This window comes from Polyangiaceae bacterium, from assembly GCA_015075635.1.
Lineage (GTDB): Bacteria > Myxococcota_A > Polyangia > Polyangiales > Polyangiaceae > JADJKB01.
In genome coordinates, this window is record JABTUA010000001.1 from 2,521,582 (window position 1) to 2,546,580 (window position 24,999).

A 24,999-nucleotide genomic window follows, 5' to 3' on the forward strand; every position below is an offset into this window, starting at 1 on the left:
GGCCACATCACAACCTCCGAGCGCTATTGGCTTTGTCGCAAAACCCGCGCCATGTCTCGATTTCTCGGGCAGATAAGCTCTGCACATAAAACATCGTGCTTGACGATGTCTTCGGCATGGGTTAGTCCATGCCCGTGCCCCTTATCACGCTCAAGGACGGAACCCAGGTTTCCCTTACTGTCACCGAGTTGGCCGAATACAACGCTCTTTTATCCAGCGCAGGCAAACCAGCAAGAAAACAGCGTCGTCGGGAAACTCTGCCTGGTCAGGATTCCGAACCCGATAGTAGATCGCCAGTTGAAATGTTCTTCTCATTTATATCTGGTGACCAAGACAAGAAAAGGCGGCAGCGAAAAATCCTTTGCATCGTTTTTGGCCGCGGTGAAAAAGGTATCACGCTCGAAGAACTGAGCATCGCAATTGGTGATGGCGGAGGTAATGCGGGTCGCAACAAAACCTCCGGGACAATTGCTGGCATTACCAAGAACGCCAAGAAGTCGCGGCTCGATGTTTACGACGTGATCTTCAAGGATCGCGACGATATCTACCGAGCAGGAAAAGTCCTTCAGGAGAACAAACCACCGGAACCGTGATTGTGAGTTCCAGATAAGTTTTCGCCCCCAGCAGCCTGTGAGAAAAGAGCTTTTCACGCCTCAGGCAGCTCGGGAGTAGTCTATTTCCGAGATGGAAGGCGTGCAAGCTCTTTTTTCCGGCATGGAGAAAAGAGCATGGATATCGCCCGATTACATCATGCGCGCTTCGTCGCTCCGCTGCTGGACAAGCTCAGACGGTGGCACTTTGCCCGCGCCCTCGCTCATTTTGCACGTGTTTTTTTCCGGGGCTTGCCCTGAAGCGGCTTGTTCCAGTACGGGCTCTTGCACTTCGGGCAGACCATCGGCAGGTCTTTTCCGTAGGTCTTTCCGGACCTTGGAAGCCACTGGTGGCCACACCTCTCGCACCGGTAGCCGTCGAGCTTGACCAGGGCCATGGCTCACTCATCGCCGAGTCTGTCATGGGCGTCAAGTGTTTAGCTTACCTTGCAGGGTATTCCTTTTAGGTATACACTAAAAGGTATGGCCAACCTGCGACAAGACGACGTGCTTTCCGGCGACGCGATGACGCCGCTCCAGGCCGCCCTCCGTCTTTCCCTGATCCATGTCGAGATGCTCCAGCTCGCGGCGACGCTTGAGCCAGAGCAAGCCAGGGTCGTTCGCTACTCGGCCAACGTGCTCGCGCTGCTGAAGCGGTTGCCAATGGGCAGCACCGCAGCCGACGTGCTTGGAGTGAGTACTTCGTCCTGCGACTCGCGCGTGGTGCGCCTCTTCGAGCGTGAGCCGGGGCCAAAGGGTGTGTCATGAGCGCGGAGCGCCGACTCGCCAAGGCTCACCTGATCGCGAACAGGGGTGGGCTACTCGATGTGGGTGAAGGCGTGTGGATCGTCCCATCGCAATCGAAGGCGAAGGGCGGCTACATGGTCAACACGGCGCAAGGCACCTGTACCTGCGCTGACTTCGAAGATTGGGGTGCCGACTGCAAGCACATCCTTGCGGTCCGTCTTTTCCAGTCTCTCCAGCATCACGTTCAACCCCATGCAAGCACCGACATCATGCGGCCGAGCTATCCACAAGATTGGCCGGCGTACAACGAGGCCCAGACCAAGGAGAAGGAATACTTCCACATCCTGCTCCGCGATCTCTGCGCCGGTGTCGTCAGCCCGCCACAGAACCGAGGCCGCCCTCGCCTCGGTCTCGGCGACGTGGTGCACGCGGCGACGACCAAGGTGTACACGACCATGAGCGGCCGGCGCGCGAGTACGGATGTTCGCGAGTGCCAGAAGAACGGGTTCATCGACGACGCTCCGCACCACAACTCGATCAGCCACTATCTGACGATGCCGGCGCTGACGCCGGTGCTCACCGCGCTCGTCAGGGAGACCGCGCTGCCATTGGTGTCCGTGGAGTCGCAGTTCGCTATCGACTCCACCGGATTCGGCACCAGCGTTTACGACCGCTGGTACGGCCATGACTACGGGGAGGAGCGCCGCAAGCGCTGGCTGAAGGCACACGCCATGGTCGGCACGATCACGAACGTGGTCACGGCCATACGGGTCACGATGGGCAGCGTCGGTGATTCAACGCAACTGGCGGGCCTGGTGGCCAGCACCGCAGAGAATTTCGATATGCACGAAGTCTCCGCTGACAAGGGCTACTTGAGCGAGCCCAATCTTGTGGCAATTGAAGCTCACGGCGCTGCACCGTTCATCCCGTTCAAGAAGAACGCTGTGTCGAACCTGCCGCGAACGGAGACGTGGAGGAAGCTATGGCACTTGTTCTGGTACAAGCGCGACGAATTCCTGAAGCACTACCACCGCCGTTCGAACGTGGAGGCCACCTTCGGAATGATCAAGAAGAAGTTCGGTGGCTCGCTGCGTTCGAAGAAGTTTCAGAGCCAAGTCAACGAAGTTCTGTGCAAGTTCCTCTGCCACAACATCGTCGTCTTGATCCACGAGATGCACGAGCTTGGGATACATCCTGAGTTCTGGCAGCCGAGCGAAGGTGGCCGTGTCCTTCACTGACGCGGCGACCAGCGCGGGGGCCGGCGCACGACCGAGGCACCCGATCTTTGACAAGCTCCAGCTCTCCAAGTCCCGCTTCACGGCGGGACTCCAGTGCCACAAGCGGCTCTGGCTGGAAGTCCACGAGCCCGACGCGCCCGAGTTGACGCGCACGCCGGCCGAGCAGGCCATCCTCGATCGCGGGATTCGCGTCGGCGAGGTGGCGCGGGGCCACGTTCCCGGCGGCGTCTTGATCGACGCGCCGCATCGCGATCGAGCGCGCCGCGTGCGCGAAACCAAGCGCGCCGTCAAGTCCGGCGCTCAGGTGCTCTACGAGGCCGCCTTCTTTGAGGGCGGAATCTTCGTCGCGACGGACATTCTGGAGCACGACGGCGGAGGCTGGACGCTCGCAGAGGTCAAGTCCACCACGAAGGTGAAGGCTGCGCACATTCCCGACGCCGCCGTCCAACGCTACGTGCTTGAACGCGCCGGCCTGTGTGTGAGGCGCGTCGAGATCATGCACTTGAACCGCGAGTGCCAATTCCCGAACCTGTCGAACCTCTTCGTGCGAAGTGACGTGACCCACGAGACTGAACTGGCTCTGCCTTCGATCCCTGGAGAGGCCAAACGCCAGCTCAAGGTGCTTCACGGGCCCTGCCCGAACGTGCCCGCGGGTGAGCACTGCCACGAACCGTACGAGTGCCCCTTCCTGCCCCGCTGCGCGCCGCCGCTGCCGAACCATCACGTGAGCACGCTCCACCGAATTCGCCGAACCAAAGTGGCGGAGTTGGTGCAGCAAGGGTGCCACACAATCTTTGACCTCCCCGGCGGCCTCGTGCTCAGCGCCGTGACCGAGCGTCAGCGCAAGGCCGTGGTGGCCGGCAGGATGATCGTGGAGCCGGGGCTCGGGGCGGCGCTCGCCGCGCTCGAGCCCCCGGTCGCCTACCTCGACTTCGAAACCGTCGCGCTGGCCATTCCGGTGTGGAAAGGCTGCCGACCGTACGATGCCGTGCCGGTGCAGTTCAGCGTCCACTTCGAGGACGGCCAACACCACGAGTGGATCGCTGATGGGCCCGCCGACCCGCGAGAGAAACTCGCGGCGGCCCTGGTACACGCCGTGCGCGGCGCGAAGAGGATCGCGGCGTACAACTCGCCGTTCGAGCGGCGCTGCATCGAGCATCTGCGAGACAACCTTCCGCGCACCGCCAAGGCCCTCGAAGGCGTAATCGCGCGGCTGGTGGACGTGCTGCCGATTGTCCGGGACCACGTGTACCATCCGGACTTCGGTGGAAGCTTCTCCCTCAAGCGCGTCTTTCCGGCACTGCTCGGACGAGATGGCTACGCCGAACTCGAAATTGCGGATGGCGGTACAGCGAGCGTAGAACTAGAGCGGCTGATGTTCGACCTTGAGCTGACCGAAAGCAGCCGCAGCAAAGCGAAGGCGTCCCTCTTGGAGTATTGCTCGCTGGATGCGATGCCCCTTGTTGACCTCGTGGAGTGCCTCCGCGCCCTGGGCGGTCCCGTGGGCATTCCGCCGCATATCGATCATGGGCAACAAGAGAAAGAGTAGGGCGAACTCGGCGGAGTTGACGGACTCAGCGGTACTGGCCGCTCTCACAAGCATGCTTCGCGTCCGCATTCCCACGATGGGCGGGGCTCTGGGGGAACCAGAACTTGCGGAGCATCTCAGTACCCAGCTCCACCTGGACGAAGGCACTGGAGAGCGAGCGTACTGGCATGCTGGCTACGTATCGGCGATGCGGGACATGCTGCGGATGATCGAGCATCGGGTGGACGAGTATCCCATGACGGATGGCGACACTCACCCGTCGTCTTCGTCTTGATCTCCTGAAAAACAGGCGTCGCTAACGGGGCACCTATACTTCTTCCCAGCCGGACGAGGCGGGTGCGCATCATTGTCTGGGGGCTCGAAGTCATGAAAGATCCTACACTCGCGCTCGTAGGATTCTTTCACCGGGCTGAAGTAGTCGAACTTGAAGTGGGTAGACTTCAGTTTTGACTTGTCGTTGTCGTGCTGGTGAAGACGGCCGCGGACGCCCTCGGCATGATTATCCGAACGGCCAACGTATCTCACGATGAACTTGCCATCGTCATCTGCCAAGAACGTACACGCCGATGCAAGTGCCCTCTTTCACGTGCAAGTCGATCTCGGCTCTCGGGAATGGCCCGCGTTTGAGGCCAGTTGATGGCATGGTCCGCACTACCTTTCGCCGCAATCAGGATCGAACTCATCGCGCAGCTGGTGTTCGACCACGCGCCGCCCGGCCTTCTTCTTCCCCGGCGTCCACACCACCTGAACGCGGACGGCCCCAACGGCGTTCTCACTCCAGCACGCACGTCGCTCGTGGGTCCTGATACGCTGGCCGACCTTGGCGGACTCGCCCACGTCGAGCACGTTGCCTTCCTCGTCGTGGACGATGTACACGCCGGATCGCTTCGGGATGTACCGGTTTGGCAAAGAGAAGTTTCGTTTCTTTGGCATGGTGGCCTCGCCACGACAAAATGCTGACGCGCGATAGCGACCCAGTCAAGGTGGCAGCCTCACCGACGACGCGATGATCCGCGTGCTGGGGGCCGACCGCGGGGAACGGCGCGTGACACAGGATCATCCAGCAAGTCCCTGGTGAGCACGCCGAGCAGCCGCGCGAGCCGCACCATCGTCTTGAGCGTCAGGTTCTGCTTGCCGCGCTCCATCGCCTGAAAGTTCCGTAACGCGATGCCGAGCTTCTCCGCGGCCTGCTCCTGCGTCCACCCGCGCCGCATTCGGAACTCGCGGATCTTGCGCCCCACGTCGCGGATGACCTGGCTTGGCTTCTCCACGCCGCCACGGTCGTTTCCCGTGGTCCCTCGAAACAGGATGGTATACCATCTCCTTCGATCCGGAGGAGGCGTAAGCCGTGCTCACCCGAGTACCCTGCCTGGTTCTTTCCGCCACCATCGTCTGCGCCGCTGCCTGCGCGCCCTACGAGACGCAAACCGTCCAGAACAACCCGCGCCCCGATCCATCACGCCAGGCCCAGGCGCAGCATGAGCAGAAGCCCGGCGACCTGACCGGCGAGGCCAAGGTGTCGGGAAACTCCGTCAACGTGCTCGTCCAGAAGACCACGCTGTGCCGCGACGTGACCACAACACCCATGGTCGCGGACACCACCGCCAAGAAGAAGCTCACGAGCGTCGGGCGGGGCACGCAGTACTTGCTCGTCGGGGGGGCGGTCGTGCTCGCAGGCGTCGGCGCGTACATGGTTGGCGGCCCGTGCAAGAAGACGGACACCGACGCAGCCGGCAAAGATGTGGAGCGCGACTGCACGTCCCAAGAGGCCAAGGATCAGAAGAACGGCGGCGTCGGACTAGTCGTCGTCGGCGGTGCGGCTGGGGCGATGTTCGTTGTCAACGTGTTCCGCAGCCAGGACACGCAAGAAGTGGGGCCGACGCAGCCCTGGCGCACGGAGACACCCTGGAAGCAGTGCGAGACAGCGGCAGCAGCGAAAGTCACCGTGACGCTTTCGCTCCGAGGCGCGCAGCGGACGGCGCTGACGGAGCAAGACGGCATCGCACGCTTCGATCTTGCCGGTGAGGAACCGCCACGCGGGATCGACGAGACTCCGATCACTGACGCGCGCGTAGGCAACGTGAAAGTGGCAGACGTTGATCTGTCCCGCCTGGATGTGTTCCCCCAGTGGAAGGAGCAGCTGCGCTCGGAACGCGCCGCGCGCGAGGAGAAAACTCGGCTCGAAGAGGAGAAGCGCGCCGCAGAAGAAGCGGCGCTCCGCGAGAAGCTGAAGGAGCAAGCCGACCAGTGCAAGGCCGGTGACGCGCAAGCCTGTTACGCTCTGGGGCAGCGGTCGAGCAACGCGGCCTGGTTCAAGAAAGCCTGCGAGCTGAACTACCAGGCAGGCTGCATCGCCTACCAGAAGGCGCTGGACGACAAGCGCGAGGCAGAAGCTCGTCGCCGAGCACGGGAAGCACAGAAGGCATTGTCCGACGCGGCGAGCGACCCCTGGCTGCGGGCGCGACGGAGCGTGCTCGTGCAGTGTCTGCTCGACAACGGCGGAACCGCGATGGCCGAGGGCCTCTGCAAGCAGCTGCTGGAAACGAAGCTCAAGCCGCTGGTGGAGCGCAGCTGCATCGAGCTGTGCAAGGGCGACAAGATGGGCGACTGCGACCGGCGATGCACTCGGCGCTGACGGGCGGGGACTTCGGGCTGGCGGAGAGAAAAGGCGGGGGTCAGAATCCGGGCTGACACGAGCCCGCCGCCGTACAGCCCTTTTTGATCAAGCAGCAAATTAGTCCTGGCGGGCAACCTCCAGGGATTGCAAAGCAGTCGCATGTCTTGCTTGCCCCCGAAGTGAGGCATCCGCCGTTGCAAGGCGCGCCTCCGCAGCAGGTAGTAACGGCTCCGGGCCCCGGCTCTGGCGCGCACCATTGGTCTTCGCCAGCGTCGAGGTATGGGTTCGGGCTCATGTAGTCGATGCTCGAATCCGGAATGATGATTCCTCCTCCACCGCCACCCCAGCCGCTGGAGTCTGGAGACGAGCCACCGGACCCGGCTGTTCCGCCGTTTGCGCTGCCGCCTGTCCCCGCGCCAGTCCCGCCGGAGCTACTTGTGTGATCGTCGTTCGACGATTCTCCGCCGCACATGACCAGCAACACGAGCGTGGCAACGCCGGTGCTTACGAACTTCAGTTCCCGCATAGCTTCTCGCTCGCGCAGACGCTGCCGCAACAAACCGTGGGAACCCAGCAGCCACCGCTGATCGCGCCGCAGTAGCACTCGCCGGTCTTGGGATTGCACTGCCCACGACAGAGCTTGCCATTGCAGCACGCGTGAATGCCCTTCACAGGGTAGTCGCAAGACTCCGGATCGATCACCTGGGCGTCGCCATCAACGTCCGCTTGCGCATCTGCATCGGCGTGACCGGCGTCCAGCACGCCGCCCATTCCGCCCGATTGTGCGCTCCCTTCCATCGCGTCACTGACTACTCCGCCAGCGCCACCGTGGCCCATGCCGCCTCCGCCGAGAGAGGAGTCAGTCGTCGAGTGCCCGGCGCACGCTGCCAAGATTCCGGCGATAGCTGTCAAGGCCGCTCTCACGGGAAGACCGTGGCATTCACATGTACGGACTCGGCGGTGAATGCCTTCTGGTCGGCCGGGTTGCAGCCGTCATACGATTGCGTGAACGCCGTTACGAACAGCGCACGACCAAACGTGTCGCGATCAACGGCTTGTAGGTCATCGTAGTCGCCCCAATAGAACGTCGTCGTGGTGGGACACGCCTCTCGGCTGGGCACGGCGGTCAGTGGGGTCAGCGGCGCGGTAGGCGAATCGAGCACGGCGCGAAGGACTGCGACGGTTCCGCCTGGATCAAACTGCGTCGTCTGGTACTGTATGCCCCAACGTTCCCCGAAGCCCGGTTCGTTGGGTTCAACACGGATGAGAGGGTTGAATCTATCGGCGACCGGCCCGGGCGGAGACGTGCCCCACGCGTAGGCGACCTGGCACCCGGTCAACTCTGGCGTGCATGAAACGATGCGAAGCGACAGGTTCCCGTTCTCGGGATTTCGGGTGTTGAAAAAGAATCGCACCTCAGTCTCGCCGACATCGAACGAGAACTGGTTGGCCGTCCGCATCGGCCCATTCGCGGTCGTCACCGTCGGTCCGATCGGGACATTGAGCGATCCCGGCATGATGTTGAACGTCGGTGGTGCCCACACGCCGTCCTCGAAATAGGTTGCAGCCAAGGCCGAAGTGTCCACGTCGAAACTGTATTGTTGGGCGATGTAGACGCGTCCGCGGTACTGGTCGAAGCGAACCCTCGGATGCATCACGAAGTTCTGGCTGTCCGGGAACGGCAGGTCCAGCAATGCGAACTGCGGAGAGCTGATCGTGGATCGCCACACGTGAGGTGTGCCAGCAGGCACGTCGTGCACCGCGTAGAAGACCTGCCCTGTCGCGGTGCCGGTCATGCTCCCGCCGTCGTAAAAGTCGCCCTTGCAGTACTGGTACTCGCCGAAGCCTGAGCAGTCGTCGTCGCTCAGGCAACTCTGGCCATTACTGTCGCCGACGCCGCCGGGGCACAGAATGCACTTGTGGCAGGTCGGGTGATTGAAACACTCAGCTTGCCCAAAACTGAGCCCGCCATCACCCGAGCGAGCTACGCAGGCTCCATCCACTTCACCGTTGACGAAGCCGCTCAACGTTCCGCCGCTCGCAAGGAACGGCCGGAACGAGATGGCTAGGTAGCCCATGAACACGTTGGAATTTTCGGGCTCGCTTGTCTGCGTAGTGATCGCCGGGTCGCTCCATATTGCCCACCAGCCTTGCTCCAGAGGCGGTGCCACCTTCCCGCCGTACGTGAAGCTTTGGCCCTGGTCGAGCGAGTACGACCAACCCATGAGGCTTGCGCCAGGGTGGATCGTTCGCGTCGAACTCGTGTACTCGATGTAGCCGTTCGCCTCGTTATCCGTGTCGTCGTTGTAGGCCACAACCACGGACGGCGCGAAGTCCAGGGTGCTCGAAACCGCGATTGCCGTCTCGGACTGCGGATCATCGAGCGTCGTGTCCGGGCCGCCCGTGACCCGCACGCCTTGGTCCTGGCAACCAAATGCTGCAAGCACGCCGATCGCTGGAAACGCCCGAAGAAGTGTCCGCCCCATGGGGAAAGAATCGCAGCAGCCCCTATGTCGGTCAAGATGTGGAACCGCAACTCACGCTGCGTCAGCTTTCGCGCCCGATGCCTGAGCAACTACCGGGGCCAGCGCTCGCGGCTCGCCAACGGAAATTCGGGACGGCCCGGGTCATGGTGAACGCGAGCGCTCCCGACATCGTGGCTGACGGATCCGGTGGCACACTCGCTGAGCGGCATTTTTTCGACCCGATGTACCGCGCCGCGTAATTCCTGGTCAGGATTTGGGTTTTTGGGGCAGGCGCGCCTTTTAGGGCAAAGCCAGCGCTATTGCCCCCCTGCAACTAGCAGACCAACCGATCGCAACGGCTTCATCGCTTCCCTCCTGGCCCGACGGGATTCTAGCAACGCCGCTCGCCATCGTCCATGTGGCCCGCGTTGCGGGCCATTGCGGGCTCTCGAGCTCTGCGGCCCAGTCGCCGCGGCGTCCCCCGGAAGGAGCGCACTCCGTGGAGCGCCGGCATGAAATCGATCTGTAGCCCCGCGTCGTCGTCCACCACGCGGTAGAGCTTCGACACCGGGTAGTAGGGTCGAAACACCACTGCACCAATGGCCTTGGCGAACCGCTTGAGCTTGGTCCGATTGAGCGGAGTGTCCCGGAACATGAAGTCGAAATCCAAGGTGGTGACCGGCGCACCGTGGAGCGCCGCAGCCGCGTTGCCCACGAGCACGGCGTCCAGCCGCACCGCGGCGAGAGCCTCTGCGATCCGCTCGAGCGTCGGCCGGGCATTCACGCTCGACATGGTGCCCCCGGGGCGCAGGCCTTTCAATCCGGTGCCCATCCGTGTTTCCGCCTGGTCCGTCTGACCCCCCTTGCCTCCCGAGCCCGGGGTGGTCGAAGCTCCGAGCGATGTCGCTCCGAGCTCAGCGCCTGGCAGGTTTGCTGGCCGCGCTCTGGCTCGGCCTGGCCGGCGCGGCGAGCGCTCAGGCGCCCAGCGTCGCGCCTCCCACTCCGAAGCCACCAGCGGCGCTGCCCGCGCCGAAGCCGCCGGCAGCCAAGCCGGTAGCGCAACCGCGAGACGCCGCGCTCGACGCGCCTGCCGACGCGGAGCTCGAGGCCGCGCCCAGCGCGAGCGCCGAGCCCGAGCCTGCGCCAATCGCGAGCGCCGTGCCGGAGCCGAGCGCCGCGCCGGAGCCCGAGCCGACGCCGAGCGCCGCGCCCGAGCCGAGCGCGCCTCCGAGCGCTGCGCCGCCCGCCCCGAGCGCGAGCGCCGAGGCCGGCTCCCCGGTTCGGGTGGGCGACGTCACGGTGTTCCAGCTGCTGGTGGGGCACGGAAGCCAGACCGCGAAGGCCCGCGCCGAGGCCGCGGCGGCGGCGCTGAAGGAGGCCATCTCCAGCCACAAGCCAGAAGACGTACGCGTCGAGGAGCGCGGCGAAGGCGCGGCCGTCTACGCCGGCAAGGTCCTGGTGATCGAGCTCTACCCGGAGGACGCCAGCGCCGCCGGCGAGCTCAGCGTCAAGGAGCACGCGGCGCGGGTCGCCACCCAGGTCCGCGAGGCCATGCGGCGCGAGCAGAAGCGCAGCGCCATCGCGACCACCGTGTTCTCGCTCTCGCTGGTGGTGCTGGCGCTGCTCTTCGCCGTGTACCTCCTGCGCAAGTTGGGGGAGTTCACCGAACGCGCCCGGGACTACATCGTCACCCACCCCGATCGGATCCCGGCGCTGCGCATCTACTCGCTGGAGGTGGTGCAACCCGCCGCGCTCCGCAGCGCCCTGGTCGTGGGCTTCGGCGCCCTGCGCTTCGTCGCGCAGGTCAGCATCATCTACTTGTGGCTGCTCGGCTCGCTCTCGCTGTTCGAGACCACGCGGCCCTACACGGAGAAGCTCACGGGCCTGGTGATCTCCCCCATCACCGGCCTGCTCGGCCGGGTGGTGGCGACCATCCCGATGCTCGTGGTCACCGCGCTCACGGCCGTGGCGCTGCTCGTGGTGCTGCGCTTCGTCGCGATGTTTTTCGGCAGCGTGGCCCGCGGCGAGACGCGCGTGGCCTGGCTCCCCGCCGAGCTGGCGGGCCCGACCAGCCTGCTCCTGCGCATGGGCATCGTGGCGGCGGCCCTGGTGTTCGCGGCGCCGGTGGTGACCGGCGACAGCCAGGGCGCCCTGGCGCGCGCGGGCACGGTCGTAGTGGCGGCGCTCGGGCTCGCTGCGACGCCGCTGCTCGCGACCGCGCTGGCTGGCGCGGCGGTGCTCTACTCGGGGCGCCTCTCGCCGGGAGATCTGACCCGCGTCGGTTCGCGCTCGGGGCGGGTGAAGAGCGTCGGGCTGTTGGACGTGCAGCTCGAGTCCGACGACGGAAGCCTGGTGCGGATCCCACACCTCCTGCTGTTCTTCCAGACCTCCGAGCTGGTGGCGGCGGCCGGACGCGTCGGGGTCGAGCTCGTCGTGGCCGCCGAGGAGAAGCCGGGGCCCGTCGAGGAGCTGCTCGCCGCCGCGGCAGCTCGCGTCGGCGACGACGTGAAGGTCCAGCTCCTCGGCGCCGACGCCGACGGTCTGCGCTACCGCGTCTCCGTCGAATCCGAGGGCGAGACCGCCCGCGGAGAGCTCTTGAAGATGGTCCTCGAAGCGCTCTCCGAGCGCGGCGTGCGCCTGGGTCGGGGACGGGCCGCGGGGAGCGCGTGAGCTCCATCCTGGTCTTGGTGGGCCTGCTCGTCCTGGCCTACCTCGGCAGCATCTTCGTGGGTGGCCGCGCCATCCGCGGCTACGGCCTGCCCTCCGGCTCGGAGTGGGTGCTGCTCGGGCTGGTCGTCGGACCGCACGCGCTCGGCGCGGTCGATCGCGCGACGCTCGCGGCGCTCGAGCCCGTGGCCCAGGTGGCGTTGGCCTGGCTCGCGCTGGTGATCGGCGTGGACTACGGCTTCGTCGGGGCGCGCCGTATCCGGGCGCGGCGGCTCTTCGCCGGCGTGCTGTTGGCGCTCGGCTCCGGCGTCGGCGTCGCCAGCGCCTTCGCGGTCTACGCCCAGAGCTTCACCACCCTGCGCGGGCACGATCTCCTGGTGACCTGCATCGGCGTCGGCGCCGTCTCGTGCGAGACCACCCGCTACGCCGTGCGCTGGGTGGTGGAGCGCTACGCGGCCGAAGGCCCGCTCTCGGATCTGGTCGCCGACGTCTCCGAAGCCGACGACGTCATCCCCGTGGTCGCCATCACCCTGGCTTTCGCGCTGGATCCGGCGCCGGGGCTCGCCCTCAGCCTGCCGTTCTGGGGCGTGGCGCTCAGCATCCTCGGCAGCGGGGTGTTGCTCGGAGCGCTGGCCTCCGCCCTGCTCCGGGTGGAAGAACGCGTGACCCAGACCTGGGGCATCGTGCTCGGCGCGGCCCTCTTCGGCATCGGCATCGCCACGCGCCTGGGCAGCTCCGCGCTCGGGATCTGCTTCATGCTCGGGCTCACCCTCTCGCTCCTGGCGGGGCGCCGCCACGAGCTCCGCGCGATGCTCGAACGCACCGAGCACTCGGTGCTCCTGCCGGTGCTGGTGCTCGCCGGCGCCTACGTGGATCTCGACGCGCCGCCGCGGTTGCTGCTCTTGATCGCCGTCGTCCTCCTCGCTCGAATCGCGGTCAAATGGACGAGCGGCTCGCTCCTGCGCTTCTCGCGGGGTGGCAAGAAGGCTGGGCCCTTGCTCGGGTTCGGGCTGCTCTCCTCGGGCGGCGTGGCGCTGGCGTTCGGCCTGGCGTTCGCCTTCAGATTCCGCGGTGAAGTCGGGCAGACCGTGCTGGTCGTCGCGACCGCGGTCACCCTGTTCGGCGAGCTCGTCGGCCCCACGTCGCTCCGCTTCGCGCTCAAGCGCGCCGGCGAGGTCGAGCCTCCGACGTCGTCGCGCACCTCCGCCGGCCGGTCGAGCCGACCGCCAGCGAGGGCCCCGTGAGCGGCGTCGCCCAGCAGAAGTCCGTCACCGCGCGGCTGACCCAGCTCGTGACGCTGGTCGCGGTGTTCGGGCTGCTCTGGCTCGGGGTGCGCGTCGTGCCGGAGTCCCACGGCATGGGCCAGCTGATCGGCGCCATCGGCTTCTTGCTCCTGGCCGGGACTCTGACCAGCGAGCTCTGCGAGGTCGTCGGTCTTCCCCACCTCACCGGCTACATCCTGGCAGGCGTCGTCGCCGGCCCACACCTGCTCGGCCTGATCGACCACGAGACGGTCGGTCGCCTCTCGGTCGTCAACACGCTGGCCCTCGCCTTGATCGCCCTCGCCGGCGGGGCGGAGCTGCGGGTCGCGGATCTCCGCAGCGCCTTCAAGAGCCTCGCCTCGGCAATGTTCTTCCAGTCGCTGATCGTGCTCGCGGTCACCACGGGAGCGTTCTTCCTGCTCGCGCGCTTCATGCCGTTCACCGCAGGGCTCTCCAAGCTGGGCGTGCTCGCCGCCGGCCTGCTCTGGGGCGTCTTGGCGGTGAGCCGCAGCCCGAGCGTCACCTTGGCCATCCTGTCGCAAACGCGCGCCCAGGGGCCCGTCGCGCGTTTCACGCTCGCCTTCGTCATGGCGTCCGACGTGGTCGTGCTGGTCATGCTGGCGGTGGCGATGATGCTCGCGCGCCAGCTCCTCGATCCCGCCGCCCAGGCGTCGTTCGAGGACTTCGAGCATCTGGGACACGAGCTGTTGGGCAGCGCGTCTCTCGGCACGACGCTCGGCATTTTGCTCACGCTCTACCTGCGCTTCGTCGGCACCGAGCTCCTGGTGGTGCTGATGGCGCTGGGCTACGGCCTGACCGCCGGCATTCAGTACCTCCGCTTCGATCCGCTGCTCACCTTCCTGATCGCGGGCTTCGTGGTCGAGAACTTCTCCCAGCAGGGCAAGAAGCTCCTCTACGGGGTGGAGCAGACCAGCGCCATCGTGTTCGTGGTCTTCTTCGCCTCCGCCGGCGCGCACCTGGACATCCCGCTGCTGCGCTCGCTGTGGCCGCTGGCGCTCGCGCTGGCGGCGTGCCGCGCCGCGGCCACCTGGGTGGCGCACTCGCTGAGCACCCGCGTGGCCGGCGACCCGCCGCCGATCCGGCGCTGGGGTTGGGCGGGCCTGGTCTCGCAGGCCGGGCTCACGCTCGGCCTGTCGGTGGTGATCGCGAGGGCGTTCCCGAGCTTCGGCGACCCGCTCCGCTCGCTGTGCATCGCCGTGGTCGCCGTGAACGAGGTCGTCGGGCCGGTGCTGTTCAAGCTGGCCCTGGACAAGACCGGCGAAACCGCGCTGCCGCCGGGACCCGACCCCGTGTAGTATCCCGCCCGATGCGCACCCCCAAGCTGGCCGTCTGCCTCGCGTTCCTCGCCGTCTCCGCCTGCAACCAGAAGGATCCGAAGAAGTGCGAGAACGCACAGAGCGTGATCCGCCAAGGCATCGTGGCCGAGGACTTCGCGGCGGCGCGCCAATGGCGCGACTACGCCTACAAGCACTGCGCGGATCGCACGGCGCTCGACGCCCTGGACAAGGACATCGTCGACAAAGAGGCGGCCGTCCAGTCCAGGAAGGCGGCGGAGGATTCGAAGCGCCAGCAGACCGAGCAGCTGGTGAAGCTCTTCAGCGAGTGGGCGGGCACCCACAAGTCGAACCCCGCGGGCGCCGCCGTCAACGTCGCCTGCTCCGCGCCGGCGGATCCGAAGAAGGAGAAGGAGCGCTGGTGTACCCGCGAGCGCGCGGCGAGCGAGCACAAGCTCCGGGTGACCTACTGGGAGGCCGAGCCGGACGTCTTCGAGTTCTCGACGCTGAGCCCCGGTGAGGTGAGCTGCGAGCTGTTGGGCGGCGGGACGGCGCTCAAGAACGCCCACGGCGGCGCGCTCTTGCACTGCGATCTGACCGGCGGCGTCCTGGCCGGCACGCAGGCGCTCATGGTGCGCACGGCGCAGGGTACGGTGCTCAGCGTGTTCTCGCCGAAATACGCGGAGAAGAACGAGGCGTTCCGCCGCCGCCTGAACATGTGAGCGGCTTGGACGAAGCACCGGAATCGACCGTAGCGCGGCCGGACGACGAGGCGCGCACCCTGGGCTTGCTCGGCGCCACCGGCATCGGTGTCGGCGCCATCGTCGGCGGTGGTCTCATCGTGCTCGCCGGTTCTGCGTTTCGCGCCGCCGGACCCGCCGCCCTGTTGGGGTTCGCGCTGAACGGCGTGATCGCGTTCATCACCGCGCTCTCGTTCGCCGAGCTCGGCACCGCGTTTCCCCAGTCCGGGGGCGCCTATGTGTTCGCCAAGAAGATCCTCTCGGTGCGCGCCGCGTTCGCCGTCGGCTGGGTGCTCTGGTTCGCGTACATCGTGGCCGCGGTGCTCTACGCGCTCGGCTTCGCCGAGTTCGGCGCTCAGCTCTTCGCGGACGCGCTGCGCGCGCTGGGCACCACACCGCCGGACTGGCTGACAGGGCGTCGCGCCAGGCTGGTCTTGGCCCTGGCCGCGGCCTCCATCTACGTGCTCTCGCTGGCCCGAAGGCCCATGGGCGGCAGCCAGCTCGCGACCATCGGCAAGCTGGTGGTGTTCGCCTTCCTGGTCGCCGCGGGTCTCTGGGCCCTGGGGGTCCGGCACGGAGATCCCATCGCGGCCGACTTCACGCCGTTCATGCCCAACGGATTCTCTGGCGTGGTCGCGGCCATGGGCATCACGTTCTTCTCGCTCGAGGGCTTCGAGCTGATCGCCGGAGTCGGGGGCGCGGTGCGCGAGCCGCGCAAGAACATCCCTCGCGCGACCTTCCTGTCTCTGGTGGTGGGCCTCTCGATCTACATGCCGCTGTTGTTCCTGATCGTCACGGTCGGGACGCCGCCGGGGACCAGCATCATGGCCCTCACCGAGCGCCACGCCGACACGGTCACGGCGGTCGCGGTGCGCGAATTCCTGGGACCGTTCGGCTACGTGCTGGTCATGGTGGCGGTCGTGCTCTCCACGCTCTCCGCGCTCCAAGCCTGCCTCCTGGCTGCGTCTCGCGTCGCGTTCACCATGGCCACCGACCACACGTTGCCGCGGCTCCTGGCCACGCGCCACGAGGTCTACCGCACGCCGGTCTTGGCCCTGTTCGCCACGCTGCTCGCCGTCGCCGCCATCCTGTTCATGGTGCCCGATCTGGCGGCCGCCGGCGCGGCGACGGGCCTCATCTTCCTGGTCTCGTTCGCGCTCGCGCACTGGACGGCGTACCTGGCGCGCCGGCGAGGCGGCGCCACCGACGCGTTCCGCGCGCCCTGGTTCCCGCTGTTCCCGGTGCTGGGCGGCATCGCATGTGTCGCGCTCGCCGCGTTCCAGGCGGTGACCGTGCCCGCGGCGGGCGCCATCAGCGCAGTCTGGCTCGGCCTGGGGGTGTTGCTGTACGTGGCGGCGTTCGCGTCGCGCGCCGAGGTGCTCGACGCCCGGGCGGAAGCCCGCGATCCGGCGCTCCTCAAGCTGCGCGGGCGCTCGCCCATGGTGCTCGTTCCGGTGGCGAACCCCGACAGCGCCACGGGCCTGGTCGAGGTCGCCAGCGCGCTCGCGCCACCGGAGGTCGGCCGCGTGCTGCTGCTCTCCGTGATGCGGCGGCCGACCGAGGTCGGTGACGGTCCGCCCGAGAGCCTGGTGCGCTCGCAGAGCGTGCTCACCGAGGCCATCGCCAGAGCGCTCGGCCGCGGGCACAGCCCCGAGGCCCTGATGACCATCGCCGACTCACCCTGGCGCGAGATCGAGCGCGTCGCCAAGGTCCGGCAGTGCGAGTGCATTCTGCTGGGCCTGACCCGGCTCGACGAGACGTCGGACGCTCAACGAGCTCGAGCACCTCTTGAACGGCGTCGACTGCGACGTGGCGGTGCTCAACGCGCCTTTGGGCTTCGATCTCTCTGCGGTTCGGCGCGTGTTGGTGCCGGCCGGGGGTCGAGGCGGTCAACACGAGCTGCGCGCACGCCTGCTCGGGAGCCTGCGCCGCAGCGCCCGGCGAGACATCGAGTTTCTCCGCCTTCTGCCCGCGGGGGCGAGCGACGACGCCGTGAAGGACGCGGAGCGCGCGCTCTTGCGCCTCGCCAACGACGAAGCGGGCGGCAAGCCCCATGTGAGCGTGCGGAGCGCGAGCGACGCAGTGGAGGCGGTCGTCGACGCGGCCCAAGGCGCCGACCTGCTCGTGCTCGGCCTGCCGCGGATCGACGGCCGGGCGCTGTTCGGGGATTTCGCCATCAAGGTCGCGAGCCGCGCGCCTTGCGCGACCATCATGCTCAGTCAGGGGAAGTGAGCGCGAGGAAAATTTGCGCCACGACGCCACGACGCCACGACGCCACGAAAGAAGAAGAAGAAGAAGATCTTGGTGTCAGATCCGAGCGGGCTTCGTACGCTGCCATGCTCCTGTTCCCCCGAGCGCTGATCGCAGTGCGTCATCCGAGCTGCTCAGGGACTCCCGAGTCGGAACGTCCGACCGGTCCACATGACAAAGGAACGTGGCGTCGTGGCGTCCGTGGCGTCGTGGCGCACTTCTTCTGCTCGCGTCCTCTAGAGCGCGCGCTCCGTCGAGCCCACGGCGTCGGCGCCCGTGCGACTGCCCTCCAGGATGCCGCCGTCGGCGCCCATCGCGATCACGATGCCGACGTCGGCGAACAGGCTGACGATGGGCGTCACCCAGGCCGGATCTTGCCAGACCGGCTCGAAGCGATCGGTGCTCGGATCGCGCAAGAAGATGCAGCCGGCTCCGCTGGCCCAGATGCGCCCCGCCGCGTCCACGGCCGCCGCCGGCAGATCCGGCTTGCCCTTCAGGAACCAGTGGCTCTCGCCCGCGTCGTCCACGCAGATCACCAGGCCCTCGCTGCCGGTCGCCACTCCGACGCGTCGATCGCTGCGGCCGGCGCAAGACAGGAGCGCGCGCACCCGCGGGATGTCCAGCATCTGCACCTGCCAGAGCAGCGGGTGGTAGAGCGCGGCGAAGCCCGCGCCGTCGCCGCGGCGCCCCACCACCAGCCAGCGGTCGTCGCCGATGCGGGAGATGGCGCTGACGCGAGCCACGTCGTCGAGCCGGAGCGGCTTGAGCCAGCGCCGAGACGACAGCGCGTACAGGACCGGCGGCCGGCCCTCCGCCTCACCGACCACCACGGCCAGATCCTCGAAGTCGCCGCTCGCGAGCGAGAAGCTCACCTCCGGCGAAGGCCCGCGCACCACGTCGCTGACGCCGTCCGCGGAGTAGCTGGCGAGCGTCGCCTGATCGCCGCCCACCAGCCAGCTCCCCGCCGAGACGCGCTGCACGAAGCGGATCCCCCGCTCGTTCGGCAGCTCGTCCATCGGCGCTTCGAGCCAGCCGGTCCCGTTCCAGAAGCGCAGGCCTTCGTTGGTGGCCGCCAGGCAGCGTCCGTCTCCGTCCCAGGCCACGCTGCGCACCACGTGATCGTCGCCGGGCATGTGGCGCACGGTCCAGCGCCAGCCGGCGTCGTCCGCGGACTTCGGCATCGCCCCCGGCGCGATGCTCTCGATGCGGCGCGAGGTGGCCGGGCGCGAGCGGGGGCCGCCTTTGAGCCAGGGCAGCACCATGGACGCAAACATCTGCGCGGTCCGCGGCCGGTCCTCGGGGCGGTGGCTGGTGGCCAGGCGCAGCGCCAGGTCGATGCCCGCGCAGGCCGCCGGCTGCTCGCGCAGCTCGGGCGACAGCATGCTGGACTCCAGGATGCTGGTGCGCTCCGGCGCGCGGATCAGCGCCAGCGAGTCCATGGCGTTCCGAGTCGGGAAATAGCCGCGCCCCGTCAGCATGAAGAACAGATCGACCGCGAACGTGAAGACGTCGCTCCAGGTGCCGATGCGCCGGTCGTCCAGCGCCGCTTGCTCCGGTGGGGCGTAGCCGACGGTGCCGACCACGATGCCGCCGAAGGTGGCGTTCATACCGATGGGACGCGCCAGCCCGAAATCGGTGATCTTGAAGATCTCGCTGTCGCCGAAGCCGCAGCAGAGCACGTTGTTCGGCGTGAGATCGCGGTGGATGACCCCCACCTCGTGCACGGCGTCGATGCCCTTGGCCATGCACTCCACGGCCAGCGCGGCGCGCACCGGGTCGAAGGCGTGCCCGGTCTTGTCCACGCTGTACGCGACCCGCTCCGTCAGCGTCGTGCCCTCGGCGCCGCCGTGCACGTACTCCAACGCGAGCCAGGGCAGCTCGAGCGCGCGGCCCTTGTAGTGGATGGGCAGGACGCCGGTGTCGATCATGCGCACCACGAACGGCGTCGGCGGCACGCGGCTGTTCAGGCGCGAGAGCGCCGTGGCCTCCTTGTCCACCACGAGCTTCGCCGTCTCGCCGGCCTGGAGCACGTAGTGGGGCTTCAGCAGCTTGATCACGACCGGCGACTTGCCGTCCGGCGCGTGGCGCATGCCGAAGTAAGCGATGCCCATGGCGCCGGTGCCGAGCAGCGAGCCCAGCCGGAAGACCACGCCCGGCTCGCGCAGCGACTTGATCTCTTGCTGCGCCAGAGCCGCGAGCGACTCGTCGTGATCGGGGATCGGGAGGACCACGGGAGCGGGGAGGATAGCAGCCTCCGCCCGCGAGGGATCAAGGCCGGACCGCCACGCCGCGGATGCTGGGGCGGACGAAGGGCAGCGCTTTGCGCACGCTTTGCCGGACAATCGCCTCGATACCGAAGCCCGCTCGCTCGATGGCGCGATCGGTGCGCCGGGTCAGGTGGCAGCCCGAAGCGATGCGAACCCAGAGCGGCTCGAGCCGCTCCTGCCACGCCAACCGCTCGGGTCTGTCCTCTGCCGCGACGTGCTCGATGAACACCAGTCGGCCTCCGGGCCTGAGCACGCGGTGGATCTCCCCGAGCGCCGCTTCGAGGTCTGGCACGCTGCACAAGACCAGTGTGGAAACCACGTAGTCGAAGGCGGCAGCGTCCGCCGGCAACGCGTCGGCGCCCGCGTCGAGCAACTCGACGGCGCGTGAGCTCGCGGCGACGCGGCGACTGAGACTTCGCCGCATGTGCGGGTCGGGCTCGGCGACCACCAGTCGCTGGACGTCGGGTCCGTAGTGCGCGAGGTTCACGCCAGTGCCGGCGCCGATCTCCAGCACCTCACCCGACAGCGGCGAGAGCAGCGAACGCCGCCACTCCGCCAGGCAAGACTCTTCGGTCTTCCGCATGAACGGGTCGTAGATTTTCGCGAGAAGCCAGGACATGGGTTCAGCAGTGCGCGGCCGAAACTGGCACGAGCGCGGAGCATAGCCTAGCGTTCCCGGCGTCCATGCGCGGCCCGCCCCCGATCGTCGTGGCGTTCGCTCTGCTCGCGGGCTGTGCCGTGCAGAGAGCGGCCGTGCCTGCGGCGTCCGGCTCCCCGACGCCGGCTTCGAGCGCCGTCCCCGTTGCGGCCGTGGGCACGGCCGAGCCGACCCACGACGTCGCTTACGTGCCCCACGAGGACCACGACGAGGATCCGGAGGACGGGGAAGACCAGCCCGACGCCGAGGGGCCGGAGGTCGCGGCAGCGCCGAAGCAGCCGCACCCGCTCGACGGCAAGACCCGAGCGGAGATCGCCCGAGCCTTCGCCCAAGACCCCGGGAGCATCGGCTCCGTGTCGCTCGGGCGCCCCAGCGCCGGCGCTCTCTTCAACGGCGTGCAGATGCCGCGCGGCGAGGGCTGGCAGCTGATCGATCCGGGTCACGCCTATGGGACGCAGGAGACCGTGGACTACATCGCGCGAGCCATCGGCGTGGTGCGCGCCCGCTTTCCCGATACCCACGACGTGTACATCGGCCACATCAGCGCCCGTCACGGCGGCGCGCTCCGCCCGCACATGAGCCATCAGGCCGGTCGCGACGTCGATCTCAGCTATTTCTACAGCGATGACTCGGCGCGCTGGTACCGGCGCGCGACGGAGGCGAACCTCGATCGCGAGCGCACCTGGGCGTTCGTGCGCGCGCTGATCACCGAGACGGACGTCGAGCTGATCCTGATCGACCGAGGGCTTCAGAAGCTCCTGCGCGAGCACGCCTTGGAGGCCGGCGAAGATCCGACCTGGATCCAGAGCCTCTTCGACGGCGTGCGCGGCGTGCACCGGCCGCTGATCTTCCACGCCAAGGGGCACGCAACCCACCTCCACGTGCGCTTCTACAACCCCATCGCGCAAGAGACCGCGGTTCGCGCCCACGAGGTCATGGTCGCGCGGGGCCTCGCCAGCGCCGCGACGTCCTTCGTGGCTCACCGCGCCAAGAACGGCGAGACGCTCGGCATGCTGGCCCGGAAATACGGCACGACGGTGCGCGAGATCCAGCGCGCGAACGGGCTCCGTAACGCCAAGATCCGCGCCAAGCAGGTGTACCGCATCCCCAAGCGCGGCGCCCTCGGCCGCCCCGCCGCGGTGGCCATCCCGCCGCGACGCCTACCCCCGAACGGCAGCGGCAAGAGCGCGCAGCGCTAGGGGTGTCCCTGATTCGCGCTCCGCTGGCGGCCGCAAACGCCACGCGACGCTTCCGTGCGGTCGAAACGGCCGGCGCCGGTTCCGGCCGGTCTTCGCACTCGCCTCTCAGCGGCGGAACGTGATCTGATCATGGCAAGACCGCTCGAGCGATCCCGGGGCTCGGCTGACCGCCGAGCGGCTCGTATCGAGCCGCCTTGTCGCCCACTGAACTAGGGACACCCCTAGTCCAGATTCCGGTGCAGAAACTCCGTCGCGCGCGACCAGGCGAGCTCCGCCGCGGTCGCGTCGTACGCCTGAGCGTCGCCCTTGCGCATGAACGCGTGCCCGGCGTCGTAGAAGTGCAGCTCGAATTTCGCACCCGCTGCGAGCGCTGCGACGTGCGCCGCCGTCACGCGTTCGGGCGTCACGAAGCCGTCCTGCGTGGCAAAGTGTCCTTGAATGGGTGCCTTGGCACGCGACCAGTTGGCGTGTTCGGCGCGCGGCAGGCCGTAGAACGGCAGCACCGCCCCGAGCCCGTCGACGTTGCAGGCGGCCGCCAGCGCCATGGCGCCGCCCAAGCAGAACCCGGTGACGCCGACCTTGCCCGTGCCGCGGGGATGGGCCGCGAGGTAGTCGCAAGCTGCCTGCACCACCTTCATGGCGTCCGGCGTGCGGAGCTCGTTCGAGAGCACTGCCGCCTCGTTCTGATCGTCCGTCACCCGCCCGGCGTACAGATCGACCGCGAGCGAAAGGAACCCCTCGTCCGCGAAACGCTCGGCCATCGCGCGCATGTCGTCGTTGAGACCCCACCACTCGTGGCAGATGACCAGGCCCGGAGAGCGCTGCCGGTCGGGCACCGCGAGCGCGCCGGAGTACTTCGAGAAGCGGACTGCTTCGGTCATCTGGCCTTCATAGGAGGGAGCCGCCCCGAGCGGAAGAGGTCAGGCGAAGACCTGGTGCATCGCCGCCACGATCGGCCGCACCACCAAGAGCCAGAACGCGAGGCTGGCCACGAACAAGAGCCCGAGCTGCGCCGCCCAGATCAACCACCAGCGCGGGTCCTTGACCCGCTCCTTGGGGAGCAACATCAAGCGCTCCGCCACGAAGCCGTTGCCGAGGCGCCGCACGGACACGAGCAGGGTCTGGCCCGCGTGGCTGGTGAGCGCGCGGCGCAGGCGCGCGTCCACGCGCACCGGCAGCGGCACGCTGCCCGTGTACAAGCGCGCGCTGCCGTCCTGGGAGAGCTGCACGCTCGCCGCCACCCAGCCTTCGGCCGTTCCGCCGCGCGCGAGCTCGTCGAAGCTCTGCGTCGGTGGCAGCTCGCGCGCCTCCCGGAGCCGCGGCACCAGCGGCAGAATGCCCCCGACGCCGCGCCCACCGACGCCCAGCATGCCGATGGTGCCGACGAGCCCGCCCGAGAGCATGCCGAGCGAGACGATCCCGAACGCCGCTTGGCCGACCACGAAGAAGCCGCGGGCGACCTGGCCGATGGCGATCACGCCGGTCGCCACCTGACCCAGCGCGAAGAAGCCCGTCGCGAACTGCCCGATGGCGATGAAGCCCGTGGCTTCCGGCCCGACGTCGATGATGCCGCCCATCTCGACGGACACGTTACCACCTCGAGCCGGCGTGGAGCGCGATCTGATCGTGGCAAGACTGCCCGGGTCGAGGCTACCCTCCGTGGCCGTGTATTGGGTGATGGTCAGCGTCGAGTTCCAGTGCCGCGCTTGCGGGCACGCCTCGCCGTTGAACCACCTGGATCTGGACGGCTCGGTGCGCTGCTTGCGCTGCGGGCTCGACCAAGCGTTCGCGGAGAGCTCCTGGCGACAGGCGCTGGAGCACGCCCACGCCACGGGGGATCTCGCCGGCTCGCCGGAGGGCAGGCACCCGAGCGCCTGGCTATCCATCGCCAACGAGAACCCGTTCAAGGACGTCACCAGCACCAGTCACCAGCAGTCGGGCTTCGTCACCGAGCGCGGGATGCAGGTGCCGACTTCTCTCCACATGGTCGCCACGGTCGATGACCCGAAGTGTGAGAAGTGCCAGGTGCCGCTCTCGTTTCAGCGCCAGGGACCGGAGCTCCGCTCGAGCTGCCTGCGCTGCGCTCAGACTCGGAGCTATCGCTTGCCGCTGAACGCTTCGCGCATCGCACCGGGTTTGATCGGCGTGATGACCGAGGAGCACCGCACCGACCAGCTCGAGACCCGGGTCGAGGAGCAGCCCGGCGCCATCGCGCTGCTCTGCCCGAGCTGCGGCGGTGGGCTGAAGGTGGGCTCGACGGAGCGAATCGTGACCTGCACCTACTGCCGTACCTCGTCGCGCATCCCCGAGAAGACGTTCTACCGGAGCGGCGATCCGAACGTGCGCCCAGAGCCCTGGTGGCTCGCGTTCGAAGGCCCGAGCAAGAAGCGCCGCCAGCTCGAGCGCGATCCGACCCTGCCGCGGGAGGCCAACGACGATCTCACCGACATCAAGGCGATCGAGGCGCCGAAGCGCAAGCGCTCGCCGCCGGCGGAGCTCTTGCTGGTGATCGCGCTGCCGCTGCTGTTCCTGCTCTTGGCGGGGATGCTGGATTTCCTGGTGTTTCAGCAGCTGGGGCTCGAGCTGGACCTCTGAGGCTCGCGCGGCTAGGACGCTGCTCCAACCTTGGCACGCCCGCTCGAATACAAGCGCCGGGTCCGCATGCCGGATCTCGAGGAGCCGCCGCTGCCGCGACCCCGGCGCACCCCCGTGCTCGCGGTCGGGCTATCGGCGTGGCTCGCGTCGGTGGCGGTCGCCTGGGGCGTGAGCGCGGGCACGATCCCGGTGGCGAGCTGGCTCGAGAGCTCGCACGAGCCGGCTCACCCTGCGCCGCCCCGCGCGCCGCGCACGCTGCCGCCGCCCTCGCCGGTGACCGAGCCGCGCCCGCGCGTCGCCGAGCCCCGCCCCGAGCCGGCGTTCGAACCGGTGCTCGTTCCCGAACCCGCGCCCGAGCCTCGGCCCGTAGCCCCGGCGCTCGCCGCGCGCGCGCCCGCGTTCGAGCCGGTGCCCACTCCCGAGCCCACGCCGGCCCCGACCCCCGCGCCACGGGTTGCGCCCGCCCCGGATCGGGCCGCCGCGCCCGTCCCGTCGCCGCCGGCGCCTGCCCTGGAGCCCGCGAGCGGCCCTGGCTCGAGCGACGGGCTTTCCTGTGAGGCGGCGGCTGCCGCGGCGAACGACGAGCTGCGGATCGGCGGACCGCGCGGGCCGGCGGATCTCGGCGCCGCCGACTACGCGAAGGTCCTGAACGGAAGCGGCTACCTCGCGGGCTGCGGCGTCCCCGACTCTGCCCGCGTGGACGTGTGCGCCGCCGTGCAGAACGGGCGCGCGGTCGGGGTGACGGTGCGGCTCACTCCGCGCTCCCCGAGCGCCGAGCGCTGCGTCGCGCGCGCGGTGCGTCGCCTCTCCTTCCCCGCGCACCCGCGCCTGGACGTCGCCCGCACCCGCTTCGAGTGATG

Annotated in this window: 22 protein-coding genes and 1 pseudogene; 13 read left to right on the forward strand and 10 right to left on the reverse strand. The window is 68.0% G+C overall.

Going from position 1 to position 24,999, the window contains the following annotated elements:
* The first annotated feature begins 134 nt into the window (after nucleotides 1-134).
* Nucleotides 135-593 carry a hypothetical protein gene (locus HS104_11315; GenBank protein ID MBE7480558.1) on the forward strand — a complete coding sequence of 153 codons (459 nt, stop codon included), beginning with the start codon at nucleotides 135-137 and terminating at the stop codon, nucleotides 591-593.
* A gap of 221 nt (nucleotides 594-814) precedes the next feature.
* Here the strand turns inward: HS104_11315 and HS104_11320 are convergent, their stop codons facing one another.
* Complete coding sequence (locus HS104_11320) at nucleotides 815-988, reverse strand: hypothetical protein (protein ID MBE7480559.1); 174 nt, start codon at nucleotides 986-988, stop codon at nucleotides 815-817.
* An 85-nt stretch (nucleotides 989-1,073) separates the two neighbouring features.
* Here HS104_11320 and HS104_11325 point away from each other — a divergent pair, with 85 nt between their 5' ends.
* Genes HS104_11325 through HS104_11335 form a run of 3 tightly spaced genes read left to right on the forward strand, consistent with a single transcriptional unit; the run spans nucleotide 1,074 to nucleotide 4,124 of the window.
* Complete coding sequence (locus tag HS104_11325; GenBank protein ID MBE7480560.1) at nucleotides 1,074-1,358, forward strand: hypothetical protein; 285 nt, start codon at nucleotides 1,074-1,076, stop codon at nucleotides 1,356-1,358.
* Nucleotides 1,355-2,575 carry a transposase gene (locus tag HS104_11330; GenBank protein MBE7480561.1) on the forward strand — a complete coding sequence of 407 codons (1,221 nt, stop codon included), beginning with the start codon at nucleotides 1,355-1,357 and terminating at the stop codon, nucleotides 2,573-2,575. The genes HS104_11325 and HS104_11330 overlap by 4 nt, the downstream gene beginning before the upstream one ends.
* On the forward strand, nucleotides 2,562-4,124 hold the full coding sequence (locus HS104_11335) for a DUF2779 domain-containing protein (GenBank protein MBE7480562.1): 1,563 nt from the start codon (nucleotides 2,562-2,564) through the stop codon (nucleotides 4,122-4,124). Before HS104_11330 ends, HS104_11335 begins: the two co-directional genes overlap by 14 nt.
* A gap of 651 nt (nucleotides 4,125-4,775) precedes the next feature.
* On the opposite strand, the gene HS104_11340 is transcribed toward HS104_11335, so the two are convergent.
* A complete protein-coding gene (locus HS104_11340; GenBank protein ID MBE7480563.1) occupies nucleotides 4,776-5,057 on the reverse strand; it encodes a hypothetical protein in 282 nt (93 codons plus the stop codon).
* Between the two features lie 59 nt (nucleotides 5,058-5,116).
* Nucleotides 5,117-5,395: a helix-turn-helix transcriptional regulator gene (locus tag HS104_11345; GenBank protein ID MBE7480564.1), complete on the reverse strand. Its 279-nt coding sequence runs from the start codon at nucleotides 5,393-5,395 to the stop codon at nucleotides 5,117-5,119.
* 77 nt (nucleotides 5,396-5,472) lie between these two features.
* Between HS104_11345 and HS104_11350 the strand changes: the two genes are divergently transcribed.
* A complete protein-coding gene (locus tag HS104_11350; protein ID MBE7480565.1) occupies nucleotides 5,473-6,759 on the forward strand; it encodes a hypothetical protein in 1,287 nt (428 codons plus the stop codon).
* 495 nt (nucleotides 6,760-7,254) lie between these two features.
* Here HS104_11350 and HS104_11355 read toward each other — a convergent pair whose 3' ends face one another.
* The 3 genes from HS104_11355 to HS104_11365 all read right to left on the reverse strand — a co-directional run bounded on the left by HS104_11355 (nucleotide 7,255) and on the right by HS104_11365 (nucleotide 10,038).
* On the reverse strand, nucleotides 7,255-7,539 hold the full coding sequence (locus HS104_11355; protein ID MBE7480566.1) for a hypothetical protein: 285 nt from the start codon (nucleotides 7,537-7,539) through the stop codon (nucleotides 7,255-7,257).
* Nucleotides 7,540-7,661: 122 nt separating this feature from the next.
* The gene (locus tag HS104_11360) at nucleotides 7,662-9,227 is read right to left on the reverse strand and encodes a hypothetical protein (GenBank protein ID MBE7480567.1); all 1,566 of its coding nucleotides are present in this window, start codon (nucleotides 9,225-9,227) and stop codon (nucleotides 7,662-7,664) included.
* Nucleotides 9,228-9,597: 370 nt separating this feature from the next.
* Entirely contained in the window at nucleotides 9,598-10,038 is a 441-nt protein-coding gene (locus HS104_11365; protein ID MBE7480568.1) for a hypothetical protein, read from the reverse strand.
* Between the two features lie 68 nt (nucleotides 10,039-10,106).
* Between HS104_11365 and HS104_11370 the strand changes: the two genes are divergently transcribed.
* From HS104_11370 to HS104_11390, 5 genes and pseudogenes are all read left to right on the forward strand, one after another.
* Nucleotides 10,107-11,876, forward strand: coding sequence for a mechanosensitive ion channel (locus HS104_11370; GenBank protein MBE7480569.1), 1,770 nt, complete (start codon nucleotides 10,107-10,109; stop codon nucleotides 11,874-11,876).
* Nucleotides 11,873-13,117, forward strand: coding sequence for a potassium transporter Kef (locus HS104_11375; GenBank protein ID MBE7480570.1), 1,245 nt, complete (start codon nucleotides 11,873-11,875; stop codon nucleotides 13,115-13,117). Before HS104_11370 ends, HS104_11375 begins: the two co-directional genes overlap by 4 nt.
* Nucleotides 13,114-14,451: a cation:proton antiporter gene (locus HS104_11380; GenBank protein ID MBE7480571.1), complete on the forward strand. Its 1,338-nt coding sequence runs from the start codon at nucleotides 13,114-13,116 to the stop codon at nucleotides 14,449-14,451. Before HS104_11375 ends, HS104_11380 begins: the two co-directional genes overlap by 4 nt.
* Nucleotides 14,452-14,956: 505 nt before the next feature.
* Nucleotides 14,957-16,531 (forward strand): annotated as a pseudogene (locus HS104_11385) (amino acid permease).
* 427 nt (nucleotides 16,532-16,958) lie between these two features.
* Nucleotides 16,959-17,402, forward strand: a complete 444-nt coding sequence (locus tag HS104_11390) for a hypothetical protein (protein MBE7480572.1) — start codon at nucleotides 16,959-16,961, stop codon at nucleotides 17,400-17,402.
* Nucleotides 17,403-17,656: 254 nt separating this feature from the next.
* On the opposite strand, the gene HS104_11395 is transcribed toward HS104_11390, so the two are convergent.
* Together HS104_11395 and HS104_11400 are read right to left on the reverse strand one after the other, a co-directional pair.
* Nucleotides 17,657-19,651, reverse strand: a complete 1,995-nt coding sequence (locus HS104_11395; protein MBE7480573.1) for a serine/threonine protein kinase — start codon at nucleotides 19,649-19,651, stop codon at nucleotides 17,657-17,659.
* 37 nt (nucleotides 19,652-19,688) lie between these two features.
* Complete coding sequence (locus HS104_11400; protein ID MBE7480574.1) at nucleotides 19,689-20,306, reverse strand: class I SAM-dependent methyltransferase; 618 nt, start codon at nucleotides 20,304-20,306, stop codon at nucleotides 19,689-19,691.
* A 65-nt stretch (nucleotides 20,307-20,371) separates the two neighbouring features.
* On the opposite strand from HS104_11400, the gene HS104_11405 reads away from it, so the two are divergent.
* Entirely contained in the window at nucleotides 20,372-21,544 is a 1,173-nt protein-coding gene (locus tag HS104_11405) for a penicillin-insensitive murein endopeptidase (protein MBE7480575.1), read from the forward strand.
* Between the two features lie 221 nt (nucleotides 21,545-21,765).
* On the opposite strand, the gene HS104_11410 is transcribed toward HS104_11405, so the two are convergent.
* Together HS104_11410 and HS104_11415 are read right to left on the reverse strand one after the other, a co-directional pair.
* A complete protein-coding gene (locus tag HS104_11410; protein ID MBE7480576.1) occupies nucleotides 21,766-22,425 on the reverse strand; it encodes a dienelactone hydrolase family protein in 660 nt (219 codons plus the stop codon).
* 39 nt (nucleotides 22,426-22,464) lie between these two features.
* On the reverse strand, nucleotides 22,465-23,133 hold the full coding sequence (locus HS104_11415; protein MBE7480577.1) for a hypothetical protein: 669 nt from the start codon (nucleotides 23,131-23,133) through the stop codon (nucleotides 22,465-22,467).
* Nucleotides 23,134-23,203: 70 nt separating this feature from the next.
* Here HS104_11415 and HS104_11420 point away from each other — a divergent pair, with 70 nt between their 5' ends.
* Together HS104_11420 and HS104_11425 are read left to right on the forward strand one after the other, a co-directional pair.
* Nucleotides 23,204-24,139, forward strand: a complete 936-nt coding sequence (locus HS104_11420) for a hypothetical protein (protein MBE7480578.1) — start codon at nucleotides 23,204-23,206, stop codon at nucleotides 24,137-24,139.
* Between the two features lie 30 nt (nucleotides 24,140-24,169).
* The gene (locus tag HS104_11425) at nucleotides 24,170-24,997 is read left to right on the forward strand and encodes a hypothetical protein (GenBank protein ID MBE7480579.1); all 828 of its coding nucleotides are present in this window, start codon (nucleotides 24,170-24,172) and stop codon (nucleotides 24,995-24,997) included.
* The last annotated feature ends 2 nt before the right edge of the window (nucleotides 24,998-24,999 follow it).

Bases quoted from the DNA above. Each gene is read 5' to 3' on its own strand.
- HS104_11320 (MBE7480559.1), bottom strand. From the start codon at position 988: ATGGCCCTGGTCAAGCTCGACGGCTACCGGTGCGAGAGGTGTGGCCAC.
- HS104_11325 (MBE7480560.1), top strand. From the start codon at position 1,074: ATGGCCAACCTGCGACAAGACGACGTGCTTTCCGGCGACGCGATGACG.
- HS104_11330 (MBE7480561.1), top strand. From the start codon at position 1,355: ATGAGCGCGGAGCGCCGACTCGCCAAGGCTCACCTGATCGCGAACAGG.
- HS104_11340 (MBE7480563.1), bottom strand. From the start codon at position 5,057: ATGCCAAAGAAACGAAACTTCTCTTTGCCAAACCGGTACATCCCGAAG.
- HS104_11355 (MBE7480566.1), bottom strand. From the start codon at position 7,539: ATGGAAGGGAGCGCACAATCGGGCGGAATGGGCGGCGTGCTGGACGCC.
- HS104_11360 (MBE7480567.1), bottom strand. From the start codon at position 9,227: ATGGGGCGGACACTTCTTCGGGCGTTTCCAGCGATCGGCGTGCTTGCA.
- HS104_11365 (MBE7480568.1), bottom strand. From the start codon at position 10,038: ATGGGCACCGGATTGAAAGGCCTGCGCCCCGGGGGCACCATGTCGAGC.
- HS104_11370 (MBE7480569.1), top strand. From the start codon at position 10,107: ATGTCGCTCCGAGCTCAGCGCCTGGCAGGTTTGCTGGCCGCGCTCTGG.
- HS104_11400 (MBE7480574.1), bottom strand. From the start codon at position 20,306: ATGTCCTGGCTTCTCGCGAAAATCTACGACCCGTTCATGCGGAAGACC.
- HS104_11405 (MBE7480575.1), top strand. From the start codon at position 20,372: ATGCGCGGCCCGCCCCCGATCGTCGTGGCGTTCGCTCTGCTCGCGGGC.
- HS104_11410 (MBE7480576.1), bottom strand. From the start codon at position 22,425: ATGACCGAAGCAGTCCGCTTCTCGAAGTACTCCGGCGCGCTCGCGGTG.